The 14,024-nt window shown below is 41.2% G+C and carries 17 protein-coding genes and 1 tRNA gene; all 18 read right to left on the bottom strand.

Translation table 11 applies throughout. The features are described 5' to 3' along the window. Positions 1 to 27: 27 nt before the first annotated feature. Positions 28 to 99: transfer RNA gene (locus EKM81_RS07570), tRNA-Glu, on the bottom strand. A gap of 254 nt (positions 100 to 353) precedes the next feature. Next, positions 354 to 1,046 carry a L,D-transpeptidase gene (locus EKM81_RS07565; RefSeq protein ID WP_125650430.1) on the bottom strand — a complete coding sequence of 231 codons (693 nt, stop codon included), beginning with the start codon at positions 1,044 to 1,046 and terminating at the stop codon, positions 354 to 356. A 38-nt stretch (positions 1,047 to 1,084) separates the two neighbouring features. Then, positions 1,085 to 1,360: a hypothetical protein gene (locus tag EKM81_RS07560; RefSeq protein WP_125650428.1), complete on the bottom strand. Its 276-nt coding sequence runs from the start codon at positions 1,358 to 1,360 to the stop codon at positions 1,085 to 1,087. A gap of 412 nt (positions 1,361 to 1,772) precedes the next feature. Next, positions 1,773 to 2,231, bottom strand: coding sequence for a DUF6790 family protein (locus EKM81_RS07555; protein ID WP_125650426.1), 459 nt, complete (start codon positions 2,229 to 2,231; stop codon positions 1,773 to 1,775). 371 nt (positions 2,232 to 2,602) lie between these two features. Then, positions 2,603 to 4,036 carry a Fe-S cluster assembly protein SufB gene (gene sufB / locus EKM81_RS07550; RefSeq protein ID WP_125650424.1) on the bottom strand — a complete coding sequence of 478 codons (1,434 nt, stop codon included), beginning with the start codon at positions 4,034 to 4,036 and terminating at the stop codon, positions 2,603 to 2,605. Next, positions 4,023 to 4,472, bottom strand: a complete 450-nt coding sequence (sufU, locus tag EKM81_RS07545; protein WP_125650422.1) for a Fe-S cluster assembly sulfur transfer protein SufU — start codon at positions 4,470 to 4,472, stop codon at positions 4,023 to 4,025. Before sufU ends, sufB begins: the two co-directional genes overlap by 14 nt. Next, on the bottom strand, positions 4,469 to 5,695 hold the full coding sequence (locus EKM81_RS07540; RefSeq protein ID WP_125650420.1) for an aminotransferase class V-fold PLP-dependent enzyme: 1,227 nt from the start codon (positions 5,693 to 5,695) through the stop codon (positions 4,469 to 4,471). Before EKM81_RS07540 ends, sufU begins: the two co-directional genes overlap by 4 nt. Continuing rightward, positions 5,664 to 6,944, bottom strand: coding sequence for a Fe-S cluster assembly protein SufD (gene sufD / locus EKM81_RS07535; protein WP_125650418.1), 1,281 nt, complete (start codon positions 6,942 to 6,944; stop codon positions 5,664 to 5,666). The genes EKM81_RS07540 and sufD overlap by 32 nt, the downstream gene beginning before the upstream one ends. A gap of 9 nt (positions 6,945 to 6,953) precedes the next feature. After that, on the bottom strand, positions 6,954 to 7,742 hold the full coding sequence (gene sufC / locus EKM81_RS07530; protein ID WP_125650416.1) for a Fe-S cluster assembly ATPase SufC: 789 nt from the start codon (positions 7,740 to 7,742) through the stop codon (positions 6,954 to 6,956). Between the two features lie 10 nt (positions 7,743 to 7,752). Continuing rightward, positions 7,753 to 8,052: a glycine cleavage system protein H gene (locus EKM81_RS07525; RefSeq protein ID WP_125650414.1), complete on the bottom strand. Its 300-nt coding sequence runs from the start codon at positions 8,050 to 8,052 to the stop codon at positions 7,753 to 7,755. A 163-nt stretch (positions 8,053 to 8,215) separates the two neighbouring features. Then, positions 8,216 to 9,439, bottom strand: a complete 1,224-nt coding sequence (locus tag EKM81_RS07520) for an FtsW/RodA/SpoVE family cell cycle protein (protein ID WP_125650412.1) — start codon at positions 9,437 to 9,439, stop codon at positions 8,216 to 8,218. A 31-nt stretch (positions 9,440 to 9,470) separates the two neighbouring features. Continuing rightward, complete coding sequence (locus EKM81_RS07515) at positions 9,471 to 9,689, bottom strand: DUF2969 family protein (RefSeq protein ID WP_125650410.1); 219 nt, start codon at positions 9,687 to 9,689, stop codon at positions 9,471 to 9,473. A gap of 2 nt (positions 9,690 to 9,691) precedes the next feature. Next, a complete protein-coding gene (gene yidD, locus EKM81_RS07510) occupies positions 9,692 to 9,997 on the bottom strand; it encodes a membrane protein insertion efficiency factor YidD (protein WP_125650408.1) in 306 nt (101 codons plus the stop codon). A gap of 16 nt (positions 9,998 to 10,013) precedes the next feature. Then, positions 10,014 to 10,199, bottom strand: coding sequence for a DNA-directed RNA polymerase subunit beta (locus EKM81_RS07505; RefSeq protein ID WP_125650406.1), 186 nt, complete (start codon positions 10,197 to 10,199; stop codon positions 10,014 to 10,016). 16 nt (positions 10,200 to 10,215) lie between these two features. After that, a complete protein-coding gene (gene mreB, locus EKM81_RS07500) occupies positions 10,216 to 11,205 on the bottom strand; it encodes a rod shape-determining protein (protein WP_125650404.1) in 990 nt (329 codons plus the stop codon). A gap of 301 nt (positions 11,206 to 11,506) precedes the next feature. Further along, on the bottom strand, positions 11,507 to 12,808 hold the full coding sequence (gene murA / locus EKM81_RS07495) for a UDP-N-acetylglucosamine 1-carboxyvinyltransferase (protein WP_125650402.1): 1,302 nt from the start codon (positions 12,806 to 12,808) through the stop codon (positions 11,507 to 11,509). Positions 12,809 to 12,820: 12 nt separating this feature from the next. Continuing rightward, positions 12,821 to 13,051, bottom strand: coding sequence for a DUF1146 family protein (locus EKM81_RS07490; protein ID WP_125650400.1), 231 nt, complete (start codon positions 13,049 to 13,051; stop codon positions 12,821 to 12,823). A gap of 102 nt (positions 13,052 to 13,153) precedes the next feature. After that, a complete protein-coding gene (locus tag EKM81_RS07485; RefSeq protein ID WP_125650469.1) occupies positions 13,154 to 13,810 on the bottom strand; it encodes a YczE/YyaS/YitT family protein in 657 nt (218 codons plus the stop codon). Positions 13,811 to 14,024: the final 214 nt, after the last annotated feature.

Below are 14,024 nucleotides of genomic sequence, written 5' to 3'. Positions count from 1 at the left end.
ATTATAAAAATATAAAACTTGTAGCAATGACCCCTACGGGATTTGAACCCATGTTACCGCCGTGAAAGGGCGGTGTCTTAACCACTTGACCAAGGGGCCATACTATTGCAACATCGCTTTAAAAGTAAGTAATAACACCAGACGACTTAAACAATGATAATGGAAAACGAACAATTTGTCAACGCTATTTTCAACTTTTTTAAAAGTTGAATTCAATTATTTATTAACTAACTATTATTAAATAATTAGACTATTGGCAAATCCTCAAAAAACCACATTGCTTTAACACAACGTCATCTATCATACCAAAAACTGACGGCGACGGCAATAATAAATTTTAAGAAATATCGAATTTAGGCAACAACTACTCGCATTCCTGTAATCGCATGCTGATATAGCCACTGGGCATCGGCCACAGAAAGGCGAATGCAACCATGAGAATTCGCCGTCTCGCCTAATTGCTCTGCTTCTGAAACAATGTAATTACCAGCATGATCAATGGGCACACTATGAAATAAATAAATACCATGATCTTTCCACGAAACCCAATAACGAGCACCCTCGCCAGACTGCTGGTTGAAGAATTGGTCGCCACGCTCACTTTGAATTGCAAAGTTACCAGCCGGCGTTGCCCGATCGCCACCAGAACCAGTTGAACAGCGCATTGTGTAAAGCACGGTATGATCACGCATTAAGTACGTGCGCTGCTTCTGCAAAGAAACCTTGATCCAATCAGTTTCTCGCAGAGTCGGGTATGGTTTCTTCTCCGAGGACCCTTGCCAATCAATCGCCTTCACTTTTTTAGTGGGTTTTGCTGATTTCGACCTTTTTTTCGCCTTTTTTACTTGATTACTTGAATCAATCACAACCGACTTTTTCACTGTCAACTTGGACGCTGCTTGCTTTGAAGACCGTTGACTTTGTGTCTCGGCCAAAACAAAATTCTGTGGTGTTCGTGGGTGCAGTCCGCGATAAGTTAAAAAGGCCAACAATAAACCGCCAAACAGAATGGTCAGTAAAACATAATTTCGAGTTGGTTTCTCCATAAAGTTACTTCTCCCTAAAAATCAAACCCGTTTGCTCATTAAATCAATAGTAAGCCTAATAACGAACCAGAAATAAGCAATAAATACTGCTGCCATTTATGGTGCATGAGTTGTAAATAATAAATAACCAAATATGCGCCCAACAACCAAAGGCCAGCCGCAAACAAACCTTGGCGATACCAAATGAGTCCTAAAATTATTAGAAAAAGCATTAATAACAAACTGAGCACTGTTTTCGCATAACGCTGACAATTAAGCCGATAGACACTGATTACCAGCATTAAGCCTAAAGCGATTCCCACAATTTTTGTCATTAATTCCACCCACGATCGGATTGTTTTTAACGCTAGCCAGACAATAATAGCGTAACATTACAAGTTCAGTGTACCGCAAGAGTTAGCGTGCTGAATAGACCTGTTGGCGTCTTTTTTGACTTGTTATCGGAATGAAATCTGTTCGTTATCTGCTTGTGATATTACGTGTAAATCAAGTCAAAAAAACAGTGTGTGACAAAAAGCGGTTGCCTTTTGAGAACAGGTTTTAACAAACAAGGTTCGGCTTTATTTTGGCTAAAGCGACTTATGTCACAGCCTCAAACTTTTCATTCAAATATTAACTGGCAATTTTAAGTGACTAACCACCAACTTCACAGCGGCCAAAATATTGCAATCAAAACCATTTTTCAAAGCTGGCAATACTGATTGAAACAACTGCCGATTGCCTTTTTTATTTGGACAAACTTAAAATATATAGAATTCCCAATGTCAGCGGGATCAAAAAATCGGGCATAATAATGGTGACGTTACCAGAATTAAAATTCTTATCGCGCATCATTTCTTTGATATGTAGCACCCCAGCACCAATCAAAAACACTGCCACTGGAATTAAAGTGGCTAACCAAAAACCATCTCTGAACCAGTAACTAAGAATGCCGCAGATGCCGATACCGAGTGACACAATTCCTAGCTCAATTTGAAAGCCATTGGTTACCCAACCGATCGACTGAGCCACTTTCTTTCGCAGCAAGACATGGCCAATAAAATTGAAAAATCCAAAGAAACTAATATTGCCCACTAATTGTATTAAAAATAAGTTGTAGTACCACGATTGGCCATTTCCTCGATTAAAATAAGCGTAAATAACCGATAGTACGCCCAAAACCAAATAACTTATTAGATAGATCATTTGCCTCAACCTCCAATTATATTTTTACATTTTACACTCACTTCCTAGCGCTGTATTCTCTGTTTATCGTCGTTTTTTTAGAAAAATCGCTGAATAATTATCTGCTGATACGCTTAGCTCAAAAAAAAGTATCTTTGACTAAACGTCGATAAACACTGCAGAGCAAAAGATTCTGGGACATCAGTCTATTCTCCAAAAATAATCCAAACTTTCGTTGCTGAACCGTGTTCTCAAACGGCAACCGGTTCCGCTTAACGCAAAAATGCCGAGCAATTCTAACGAATTGTTCGGCATCTTACGGTTAATGCGCACTGGCTGACCGCTTTTTGTCATATTCTCTTTTAAGACAGTAACTAACATTAAAACTGCTACTATCCGACGGACCCTTCCATCTCGTAACTAATCAGCCGATTCAATTCAACCGCATATTCCATTGGTAGTTGTTTGGTAAATGGTTCAACGAAGCCCATAATAATCATTTCTGTTGCTTTGGCCTCGGAAATACCACGACTCATGAGGTAATATAGTTGCTCCTCAGAAATTTTAGAAACCTTAGCCTCATGTTCCATGGCAACATTGCCGTTAAGGATTTCATTATAAGGCACTGTATCCGAACTAGATTCTTCATCCATCAAGATGGTATCACATTCAACATGGGCAAAAGAATTATCACTTTCACGACCAAAGCGCACGGTGCCGCGATAATTAACGGCACCACCGTCTTTAGAAATTGATTTAGAAACAATCGAACTCGAGGTGTTTGGTGCTGCATGAATCATACGCGCACCATTATCCTGAATCACGCCCTCACCTGCCACAGCAATTGACAACATGGTGCCGCGAGCGCCACGACCATCCAAATAAACACTAGGGTATTTCATCGTGATTTTCGAGCCTAGATTACCATCGACCCATTCCATTGTTGCATCATCCAGTGCTTGGGCTCGCTTGGTTTCCAAACTATAAACATTCTTCGACCAATTTTGAATCGTCGTATAACGACAATAACCCCGCGGCTTAACAAAAACTTCAACCACGGCCGCATGGAGGCTATCTGAGGAATAATTAGGGGCCGTACAGCCTTCAACATAGTTCACGCTGGCATCCTCATCCACGACAATTAAAGTCCGCTCAAACTGGCCAGAATTCTCTGCGTTGATTCGAAAATACGCTTGAATCGGAATCTCGGTTTTGACCCCCTTAGGCACATAAATAAAGGTACCGCCTGACCAGACAGCGGTATTCAGTGCAGCAAATTTATTATCATTCATATGAACCAGAGTACCAAAATAGTCTTTAACCATCTCAGGATACTCTTTCAAAGCCGAATCCATATCCATAAAGACAATTCCTAATTTTTCAAATTCCTGGCGCATATTATGATAAACCACTTCAGACTCATATTGAGCTGAAGAACCAGCTAAGTATTTCCGTTCTGCTTCAGGGACACCTAAGCGTTCAAAAGTATCCTTAATTTTATCAGGCACTTCATCCCAATCTCGATACTGACGATCAGTCGCCTTCTGATAATACAGCATATTATCTAAATCTAGGCCTGACAAATCAGGACCAAAATCAGGCATGGGCATTTTTAAATAGGTTTTATAAGCACGTAAGCGAATTTGCAACATCCAATCTGGTTCCTGCTTGGCTGCAGAAATCTCGCGAACTGTCGCTTCGGTTAAGCCACGACCAGTACTATAGATAGGCTGAACATCATCACTGAAGCCATAATCGTAGTCAACAAAGGCTGGCACACTGGCGAGCATGTCTTCATTGTTCTTAGTATTCTTAGTTTCCGCCATGATCTTCCTCCTGTGTAATTGCTTGTTCCAGCGCTTTCCAGGCTAAGGTAGCACATTTGATCCGAGCTGGAAATTTAACAACTGCTGCCAAAACTGCAGCATCACCTAACGTCTCGCTGGGCTCGTCCGGATTATTCATCAACATCTCCAAAAAAACCGCAATTTCTTGCTTAGCTTGCGCCGTTGACTGACCCTTGACCAAGTCACACATCATACTAGCTGATGCTTGCGAAATAGAACAGCCATCACCACTAAAGGCAATTTCCTTAATGTATTCATTTTCAAAAATAACTTGCAAATCAATGACATCACCACACGTCGGATTATTCAGATTAATCTGTTGATCAGCCTGAGCTAGCTCACCATGATGATGCGGATGTTGGGCGTGGTCGATAATTAATTGACGATACAAATCATTTAATTGCGAAATATTCATGCTTGAAAGAACTCCTTCGCCATTTTAACGGCGGTAATTAGCCGTTCAACATCTTGATCATTGTTGTAAAACGCAAAACTGGCCCGCGCGGTTGCGCTAACTTGCAAAGCTGTCATTAGCGGTTGCGCACAGTGATGACCTGCGCGAATCGCCACGCCCTGACTATCCAGCACTGTTGCCAAGTCATGGGGATGAACACCAGCCAAATTAAACGACAAAACCGCTGAATGAGCCGTAGTTAAGGCTGGCCCATATAAGGTAACTCCAGGAATTGCCTGTAACTGTGACCCTGCCAGCTGCAACAGATGCTGTTCTTGCGTCATAATTTGTGACCAGCCAAGACTTGTCAGATAGTCCAACGCTGCGCCCAAGCCAATCACCTGGGCAATTGGCATAGTCCCAGCCTCAAACTTTGCCGGTGCCGGCTTAAAATCAGTCGTCTGTCTAGTTACCAAATTTATCATTTCGCCACCATACTCAACCGGTGGCATTTGTGCTAATAACGCTGCTTTACCATAGAGTACCCCAATACCTGTCGGGCCATAAACTTTATGACCAGAAAAAGCATAAAAATCACAGTCCAAGTCTTGAACATCTACTGGCAAATGACCAACTGCCTGAGCACCATCAACAACAACATAGGCGCCAACCCGATGAGCCCAAGTTGTGATTTGTTTGATTGGATTGATGGTTCCTAAAACATTGGACACATGAGTCAAGGCGACGATTTTAGTCCGTGACGTCAGACTCGCCTGTAGCTGCTTCAAGTCCAGGTGACCCGCATCATCTAATTCGACATAACGCAACCGAGCACCTAGTTTCTGGGCAACAATCTGCCAAGGTACTAAATTACTATGGTGCTCCATAATCGTAATGAGAATTTCATCATCTGGTTGGATCACTGTCGGAGCAAAACTTTGCGCGACCCAATTTAAACTAGTCGTTGTCCCGCGCGTAAAAACAATTTCGGTCGGTTGGGCATTGAGAAAATCGGCTACCTGTTGCCGAACCTGTTCGTACTTAGTTGTAGTTGCTTGTGCTAAGGCATAGACACCGCGCTGAACATTAACATTTTCGGTTTGATAGTACTTAATCAATCGATCGATAACGGGCTGTGGCTTTTGCGTCGTAGCTGCATTATCCAAGTATGTGATTGGTGCTTGATTCATTGTCGTTGCTAATAGTGGAAAATCATTGCGCGCGGTCGCGATGTCTTTGACCATCGATAAGCTTCCTTTCAATCGTGTCTGTCAAAATCTGCCGCGCTTCAGCTGCCGGAATCTCACTCAGGACTGACCCTAAGAAACCACGAATAACTAAACGCTCTGCTAAATCTTTTGACAAGCCCCGACTCATTAAATAATACATTTGTTCTTGATTAACGCGACCAACAGACGCTGCATGGCCAGCACGAACATCATTTTCATCAATTAATAAAATCGGATTAGCATCACCACGAGCTGTTCTGGATAACATTAAAACCCGATTTTCCTGCTGAGAATCACTACCACGAGCACCTTTAACAATATGACCAATCCCGTTAAAAATCAGCGTTGCATCGCTTAAGATAACCCCATGTTGAAGAATATTAGCCTTAGTGTGCTGCCCGTAATTAGTAATTCGCGTCGTGATTCCTTGATTTTGGCGACCAGTAGAAATTGCAACAGCTTTGACTTCACTTTGACTGCCCTGACCATTTAAATCAGTATTAAAATCAGCCAGCACATCGCCATCGTTCATAATCCCTAATGCCCAGTCTAACCTCGCATTCGTTGCCAGCCGGGCATAACGGGCCAAGTAGGTCGGTAAGGACAACTGATCAATCGCAGCAAAGCGCACTTTAGCGCCGGCTAATAACACTAATTCTTCTACAATGCTGGCGCTTGGTTGGTCGCTGCCTAAAGTTCGCCGATTTTCTAGAATTGAGAATTCACTATCAGCGCCAGCAATTAATAAAACATGCTGACTATTTAATTGGCGACCAGTACCATTTTGATAAAAGTCCCAAGTTAGTGGCGCTTGAAGTTTGGTATTTGCTGGTACACGAATAACAACGCCACTATTTACCGTTGCGTAATGAGTTGCCGCAAGTTGTTGGCTGGTCCAGGGCATAACCTGACCAAAATATTGCTGCATCAAATCAGGCCATTGTTGCCACGCCGCAACAAGATCTAAGACCTCAACGCCAGCTGTCTGGGCCTCAGTTGAAAGCCGGACTTGTACTGGCTGACCAGCAACTTGTGCGATTTGTGCCGTGCTGGCTGGCAATGGGACTGCTTGACTAGCCACCGTTAATTGGCCTTGCAAGTTTGCCCAAGGACGATAATTAATTTTAGCAAAGCTGGGGTTTGGTGCAGTCATCGTTGCTTGCCAAGCTTGCTGCCGCATTTGCCAAGCTACAGCGGGCTCTTGCAATTGTTGACTATAATGCTGGAGGTCACTTAGTTCGCAAAATGTTTTTGTTTTACTCATATTGACCTCCTAGTTCTCGTCAGTTAATTTAATATCCAAGCCTAACTCATCACGTAATCCCGTATAACCTTCAGCCTCTAGCTTCTTAGCTAACTGAGCATCACCTGATTTGACAATCCGACCGCCCATCATAACATGAACCACGTCAGGTTCAATGTAATCTAGCAACCGTTGGTAATGGGTAATGATCAAAGAGCCAAAATTATCACCACGCATGGAATTCACACCTTTGGCAACAACTTTCATCGCATCAATATCCAACCCGGAATCAATTTCATCAAGAATTGCAAAAGCTGGTTTGATCATCAATAATTGCAAAATTTCGTTACGCTTTTTCTCACCACCAGAAAATCCTTGATTAAGATAGCGTTCTGCCATTGCTTCATTCATATCTAATAACGCTAAATTCTGATCTAATTCTTTAATAAAGTCTCGGACAGAAATAGGATCATCATCTGGCCGGCGAGCGTTAATAGCTGCGCGCATAAACTCGGCATTCGTCACACCCATAATTTCGGCTGGATATTGCATGGCCAGAAACAAACCTGCGCGTGCCCGTGCATCAACTGGTTGGTCTAATAGGCTTTGACCATCAAGCAAAATATCGCCAGAAGTCACCTGATATCTTGGATTACCCATAATGGTTTCAGAAAGAGTAGACTTACCAGTACCATTTGGACCCATAATGGCATGAATCTCACCAGTTTTCATGGTTAGATTAACGCCCTTTAAAATTTCCTTATGACCACTTTCATCGTCAATTCGGACATGCAAATCGTTAATTACTAAAGTTGTCATTGTCGTCTCCCTATTTCTTTAAGGTTACCACCCAATTTTTTTGACTATCAGGGCTGCTCAGTAATTCAGGTTGGTCTTTTAACGCTTGATGTACTGTGACAACCTCACCGGTGATTGGTGTTGGTAAATCTTGAACCATTTTTTCTGCTTCAACTTCAATCAACATTTCACCAGCTTTAACTGTTTGATTAACTTGCGGTAAATCAACATAACGAATTTCACCGAGTAATTCGCGACCAGCTTCATTTAAACCTAACTGGATTGAACCGTCAGCCAACTCACTTTGCCAGAAATAATTTTCTGTTGCCATAAGAATACCTCCATTTTTTGGACATTTAACAATTATTTTCGTGTTTTTCTAGTTGAATTATAACACATTCACTAGTGGTGTTATATTTTTTACTTATTAAAAGTACAAAAAAAACTGGACGATTTAAAAAATCGTCACAGTTTTCTTAATTGTTAATCATGATTTAGATTTGTGAATTCTGAAAGTCCTGATCCTCACGATTGGTAAACATATAACTCTTGTAATGATAACGCATCGACATCACCAGACCGATTCCAATCATATTTCCAAGTAAAGCCGAACCACCTTGGGAAATAAACGGTAACGGAATCCCAGTCAATGGTAACAAACCAATACTCATCCCAATATTTTCAAAAACATGGAATAAGATCATCATGATAACCCCAGTCGAGACATAAGCATAAAACTCATTTTTTGTATCAAAAGTCACTTTGATCATTTGATAAATTAGCAAGAAATAGAGTAACACTAAGGCACAACTACCTAAAAAACCAAAGTTCTCGCCAATAACCGAGAAAATCATATCTGACTCCCGCACTGGCACATACACTTTAATTTGATTGAAGCCACGACCTGTCATTTGACCGGAACCAATTGCCTTCATACTTTGCCACAGTTGCATCCCACTGTTACTGGTATCTTGAGAAGGATTCAGCCAGTTCAACACACGCTGGAACTGATAAGTCTTAAACCCAAAATGTCCGAGGATTTGTTGTCCCCAATCTTGGGTGACCATGTAAATTGCGCCACCACCAACTAAGACAACTGCCAGAAAAGCCGGAACAATAATTTTCCAAGAAACACCGGAAACCAGAACCATCCCAGCAAAAATCGCCAAGAAAACCAACATGGTCCCAAAGTCATTTTGTAATTTTAACAAGACGGCCACTGGTACTGTCCAAAGTAACATCCGACCTAAAAGAACAAAATCAGTTTTAACACTATGCACCGGATATTTTACATTATGCTGGGTAACTACGCGCCCCAACATAATAATAAACGCCGGCTTCATTACCTCAGATGGCTGAAACGTAAATGAATGAAAACTAAACCAACTTTTAGCCCCAGTATTAATAAATTGTTGCTTATCATATAGAACTAGCACTGCCATTAATAGAAAGATTCCTGCACCATAGGCGTACGGCGCAATCTTCCATAATTGTTCCACATCAAATTGCATAATGACCACAACCGCAACTGCACCAATCGTGTACCACACAACTTGCATAATGACTGCCCGGATAGGACTTGAGGTGGCACTACTGTCATGACTAGTAGCGACATAGACAGCCACAATGCTGAACAATGCCAGCATTAAGACTGAAAATAAAATCCCATAATCAATCCGATTGGACCCTTTTTCCTCTGAATGTTGCTCAACTGGCATAACTAACCACCTTTATTGTTTCAAAATTGATTTAATGTTGATGAAGATTATACTGCAACAATAAATCTTGGGTCGCTTCATCAAGATCGCGATGCCGACTAGCTTGATTATCAAGCCCAAAATAGCTTAAGTAACGTTTACCATCTTTAACAATTCGGCCGATTAAGCGTCCTTGATCAGTTTCTAATTGCCAGTGAGTTTCGTCTTGATCAACAAGTTTAACTTCAACTGGTCGTATTTGTTTTGCCATAACTACTCCTTTTTACTAATTCTATCAGGGTGAAACTTTGCTGCAATGATCTCATCTTCAAACAACTCTGGATGAGGATGACGCCGCAAAGTAAACCAATCCGGGACCGGATCAAAACCTCCGCGGACAAAGGGATTACACCGTAGAATCCGCGCAATTCCCATTATCATTCCCAAAAAAGCGCCATGTTGTTCAATGGCGCCTAACATATAGCTGGAACAAGTCGGATAATAACGACAGTGCGGACGCGACAAAGGCGAGATATAACGCTGATAACCATGAATCAACCCAATTAAAATCCGTCGCATCTAAATCACCTCGTCACTAACGCAAAAAATCAAGAATATGCTGCCAAGTATGCGGTGAAAATACCGAAAAGGGACTTCCTTTACCTGACATACCATAACCAATCAGTGCCCCAATGACAAAGGCAACAACGATTGCCAGTAAGACCCATGCTAGAAATTTTAACACTGAATAAACATGACCCTGATCAACTTTAAATTTCAAATACCATCACTCCGCTTTAATACTGTTGATGATGCGCAATATTTTCTAGCAACATCCCAGTTCCTAAGGCTACAGAATCTAAAGGATTCTCAGCCAAGACAACGGGAACTTTTAATTGGTCAGAGAATAAGCGGTCGATGCCTTGTAACAAAGCACCACCACCTGTAAGCATAATGCCACGATCGATAATGTCAGCTGATAGTTCCGGTGGGGTCTGTTCCAAGACTTCCTTGGCTGCTGCCACGATATTCATCAAACTTTCATGTAAGGCTTGTTCAACCTCACTGGCATTAATCGTGATTTCTTTTGGTAAGCCATCAACTAAATCACGACCACGAACTTCGATTTCTTTATCTTGATCAGGCTCATAAGCCGTCCCAATTTCCTTTTTAATTGTTTCTGCCGTTCGCTCACCAATCAAAAGATTATGCTTCTGCTTCACATAATTGACGATTGAAGCGTCCATCTTGTCGCCGGCCAAGCGTAATGACCGACTAGTAACAACCTCACCCATTGATAAGACAGCGATATCACTAGTACCACCACCAATATCAATGACCATATTACCTTGAGGTTTGAAAATATCCATGCCAGCACCAACAGCCGCTACTTTAGGCTCTAACTCAAGGTAAACCTTATGACCACCAGCTGCTTGAGCTGCTTGGACAATTGCCTTTTGTTCAACTGAAGTAATATTTGTTGGGCAACATATTAAAATGTTTAATTTTGACATAAATGATTTTGCATTCAATTTATTAATGAAATGGGTTAACATCGCTTCAGTAATATCAAAATCAGCGATTACCCCGTCCTTCAAAGGACGAATTGCCCGAATGTTGCCGGGAGTCCGACCAACCATTCGATAGGCGTCTTCACCAACGGCCACTACTTTGCCGTTAGTCGTATCGATTGCGACCACTGATGGTTCATTAAGAACGATACCTTTCCCTCGTACATTAATTAACACATTAGCAGTTCCTAAATCGATCCCGATATCTTTTGCCATGCCTGTTACTCCTCTCGCTATTCACTGAAAAATTATAGCACACTTCAATAGAACCGCCAATGCGCCTTTAGATTAGCTTAATAATAAGTAGTCGTGAAAAGCGATATTTTTTGACGTAGGCTAACTCAATTATTTATTCAAACCGGCAACCCAGATTGAAGGAATAATTAAACTAGCCAAAATTATTGGTGCTTTGAATTCTCATATTTGCATTTTTTATCATTGAACTAACTTAATGCCACACTGGACCACCCTAAAATGAGATGCAGCTGCTACACCAGTAACCACATCTCATCATTATTTAATAGGCAGTCAAAACTGGACGCTCGGCCCCATCTTCGAAGACCTCGCTACGGCGAATATTAGCACCTAATTGACTTAATTTCTGATGTAATAAATAATAGCCGCGATCCAAATATTGTAAATGAGTCACCCGAGTTTCACCATCGGCAACTAAACCGGCTAACACTAAAGCTGCTGCAGCCCGTAAATCCGTCGCATCTACCTGGGCTCCTTTTAATTGGGCAGGACCATGTAGGAAGAGAGTATTACCCTCAATTTCAAAATCAGCATTCATTCGTCGTAACTCATTCATGTGCATAAACCGATTTTCAAAAACGGTCTCATTCATCACGCTAACACCAGTTGCTAATAATTGGGCAATTGTCATTTGTGGCTGTAAATCTGTTGGAAATCCTGGATGGGGCATGGTTTTTATATTAGCAGCCTGCAGTTCAGCAGGTCCTTTAACCAAAACACCAGCATCATTTTCCACAATGGTCACGCCCATTTCCACTAGCTTAGAAATCAGTGGCCGATTATGTGCTGCAATTGCGTCCTTAATTAATACTTCCCCATGAGTAATCGCTGCAGCAATCATAAAGGTGCCTGCCTCAATGCGATCCTGGACCACTTGATGATTAACACCGTGTAAATGTTGAACCCCAACAATTTTAATCGTTTCAGTCCCGGCGCCAGAAACATTTGCACCCATTTTATCCAACATAATGGCCAAATCAACAATTTCCGGTTCTCGAGCTGCATTTTCGATAAAGGTCGTTCCCTCAGCCAAAACTGCAGCTAACATAATATTTTCAGTTGCCCCGACACTTGGAAAATCCAAATAAATATCGGCGCCAATCAATTTTGTTGCTTCCGCTTCAATATAACCACTATTTTGAGTGATTTTTGCGCCTAGTTGTCGTAAACCTTTTAAATGTAAATCAATTGGCCGTGAACCAATTGCACAACCACCTGGCATGGCTACTTTTGCATGCCCCAAGCGAGCTAGTAAGGGACCTAGGACAACGATCGAGGCACGCATTTTTGATACTAATTCGAATGGTGCTTCCACCGCTAAATGTTGACTCGCATCAATTTGTAATTGCTGACGTTGCTGGTCAAAAGTTACTTCAGCGTTTAGTGCAGATAAGACAGACTTCATCGTAAATACATCAGCTAAAATTGGTACCGCATCAATTTCTGTCGTGCCAGTTTCAGCAAGTAAGGCCGCCGCCATAATTGGCAAAATCGCATTCTTAGCGCCATCGATTTGGACTGTACCGTGTAATTGTTGACCACCTTGAATGATAATTTCTTCCATATTAATCCCTCACTAATAACCAAAAATAACGTTTTGTAAATTCATAATAATTGAAATTAAGAAAGAACTGACTGTGTAACCAATGCAAATTGCCAAAAGTAATTTGAGAATCCGTGCTTTAGCTTCTTGATGATCATGCAAAAAAACATCGAAGCGAATAACGGACAGTACTTGGTAACTTAAATAAATAAAAGCTAATGCGCTTAAGATTGAAAATAATGCCTGTAAATTAACCGAATTCATCACTGATCCTCCCAAATAGATTTACTCTTTAGTCTATCATATTTCCTAGAAAACTAGGGTATTTATTTATCTTTTGCCAGTTATTTCCAGTTATTGGCACCACTACTCGCGAAAATGATGTTTCAGTGAGGGGACGACTAGCTGGTCCGCCCAACCAATAATCCAGCCTTGACTAAAGATAGCCAAGAGCGTCCCAATACCGACCGCAACTAAATGACCAGTCGTCAAATAACAAATCAACATCACCAAAAATGGTGGCAAATAACTGATCAACTGACCCCATCCTGCGGAACTATGCAAATACTTAAATCTTAACAAGTAAGCCAGTTCATCATTAGGATGCTGTACCAAATTACAGCGTTGATAAATCGAAATACCAATCGCAATCCCGATTAGTCCAGTAATATCACAGATTAAACGAAGCGGAAAATTCAACTGCGAAATATGCAGCGGTTGCAATAAATAAACAAAAAAATCCACTAAATAACTGAACGGTAAAGCGAAAATTAAATTAGAAATAAAAATATGACCATCGAAATGTCGTAATAGCAATTGATTCGCAATCGTCACTAAAATCGCATAACCAAATAAAGTCGTCCCATTAGAAATTTTTAGTAATTGTGCTAAATTGACTGCTGATGCTGTCCAGACAGCACTCCCCAAATTACTCTGGATCATCAGGGCATTGGCGGCAGCATCTAAAGCAATTGCAAAAATTAAATAACCCAAACGTCGCTTAAAATCGCGGTTTTTCATCAAAATTACTCCCATACTAATTTCCTGACCTCTAACTGTATCAGGCCGCTTACTGCCTACTATCTTACGCTAGTTAGTCTAAAAAAACTATTCACCAGTTTAAAGTTAGTTAACTATTTTTTTATAAAATAATCGGCGCCGGATTTAAAATTGAAGTGCAACACCTAAATGACTAGACCAAAAAGGCCATGAAGACCTATTCTTATAGTTACCACAC

This window comes from Lapidilactobacillus gannanensis (genome assembly GCF_003946675.1).
Classification (GTDB): Bacteria; Bacillota; Bacilli; order Lactobacillales; family Lactobacillaceae; genus Lapidilactobacillus; species Lapidilactobacillus gannanensis.
Note: the sequence above shows the minus strand (reverse complement) of the source record. Positions and strands in the feature narration are given on the sequence as shown.

Bases quoted from the DNA above. Each gene is read 5' to 3' on its own strand.
- EKM81_RS07565 (WP_125650430.1), bottom strand. From the start codon at position 1,046: ATGGAGAAACCAACTCGAAATTATGTTTTACTGACCATTCTGTTTGGC.
- EKM81_RS07560 (WP_125650428.1), bottom strand. From the start codon at position 1,360: ATGACAAAAATTGTGGGAATCGCTTTAGGCTTAATGCTGGTAATCAGT.
- EKM81_RS07555 (WP_125650426.1), bottom strand. From the start codon at position 2,231: ATGATCTATCTAATAAGTTATTTGGTTTTGGGCGTACTATCGGTTATT.
- sufB (WP_125650424.1), bottom strand. From the start codon at position 4,036: ATGGCGGAAACTAAGAATACTAAGAACAATGAAGACATGCTCGCCAGT.
- sufU (WP_125650422.1), bottom strand. From the start codon at position 4,472: ATGAATATTTCGCAATTAAATGATTTGTATCGTCAATTAATTATCGAC.
- EKM81_RS07540 (WP_125650420.1), bottom strand. From the start codon at position 5,695: ATGGTCAAAGACATCGCGACCGCGCGCAATGATTTTCCACTATTAGCA.
- sufD (WP_125650418.1), bottom strand. From the start codon at position 6,944: ATGAGTAAAACAAAAACATTTTGCGAACTAAGTGACCTCCAGCATTAT.
- sufC (WP_125650416.1), bottom strand. From the start codon at position 7,742: ATGACAACTTTAGTAATTAACGATTTGCATGTCCGAATTGACGATGAA.
- EKM81_RS07525 (WP_125650414.1), bottom strand. From the start codon at position 8,052: ATGGCAACAGAAAATTATTTCTGGCAAAGTGAGTTGGCTGACGGTTCA.
- EKM81_RS07520 (WP_125650412.1), bottom strand. From the start codon at position 9,439: ATGCCAGTTGAGCAACATTCAGAGGAAAAAGGGTCCAATCGGATTGAT.
- EKM81_RS07515 (WP_125650410.1), bottom strand. From the start codon at position 9,689: ATGGCAAAACAAATACGACCAGTTGAAGTTAAACTTGTTGATCAAGAC.
- yidD (WP_125650408.1), bottom strand. From the start codon at position 9,997: ATGCGACGGATTTTAATTGGGTTGATTCATGGTTATCAGCGTTATATC.
- mreB (WP_125650404.1), bottom strand. From the start codon at position 11,205: ATGGCAAAAGATATCGGGATCGATTTAGGAACTGCTAATGTGTTAATT.
- murA (WP_125650402.1), bottom strand. From the start codon at position 12,808: ATGGAAGAAATTATCATTCAAGGTGGTCAACAATTACACGGTACAGTC.
- EKM81_RS07490 (WP_125650400.1), bottom strand. From the start codon at position 13,051: ATGAATTCGGTTAATTTACAGGCATTATTTTCAATCTTAAGCGCATTA.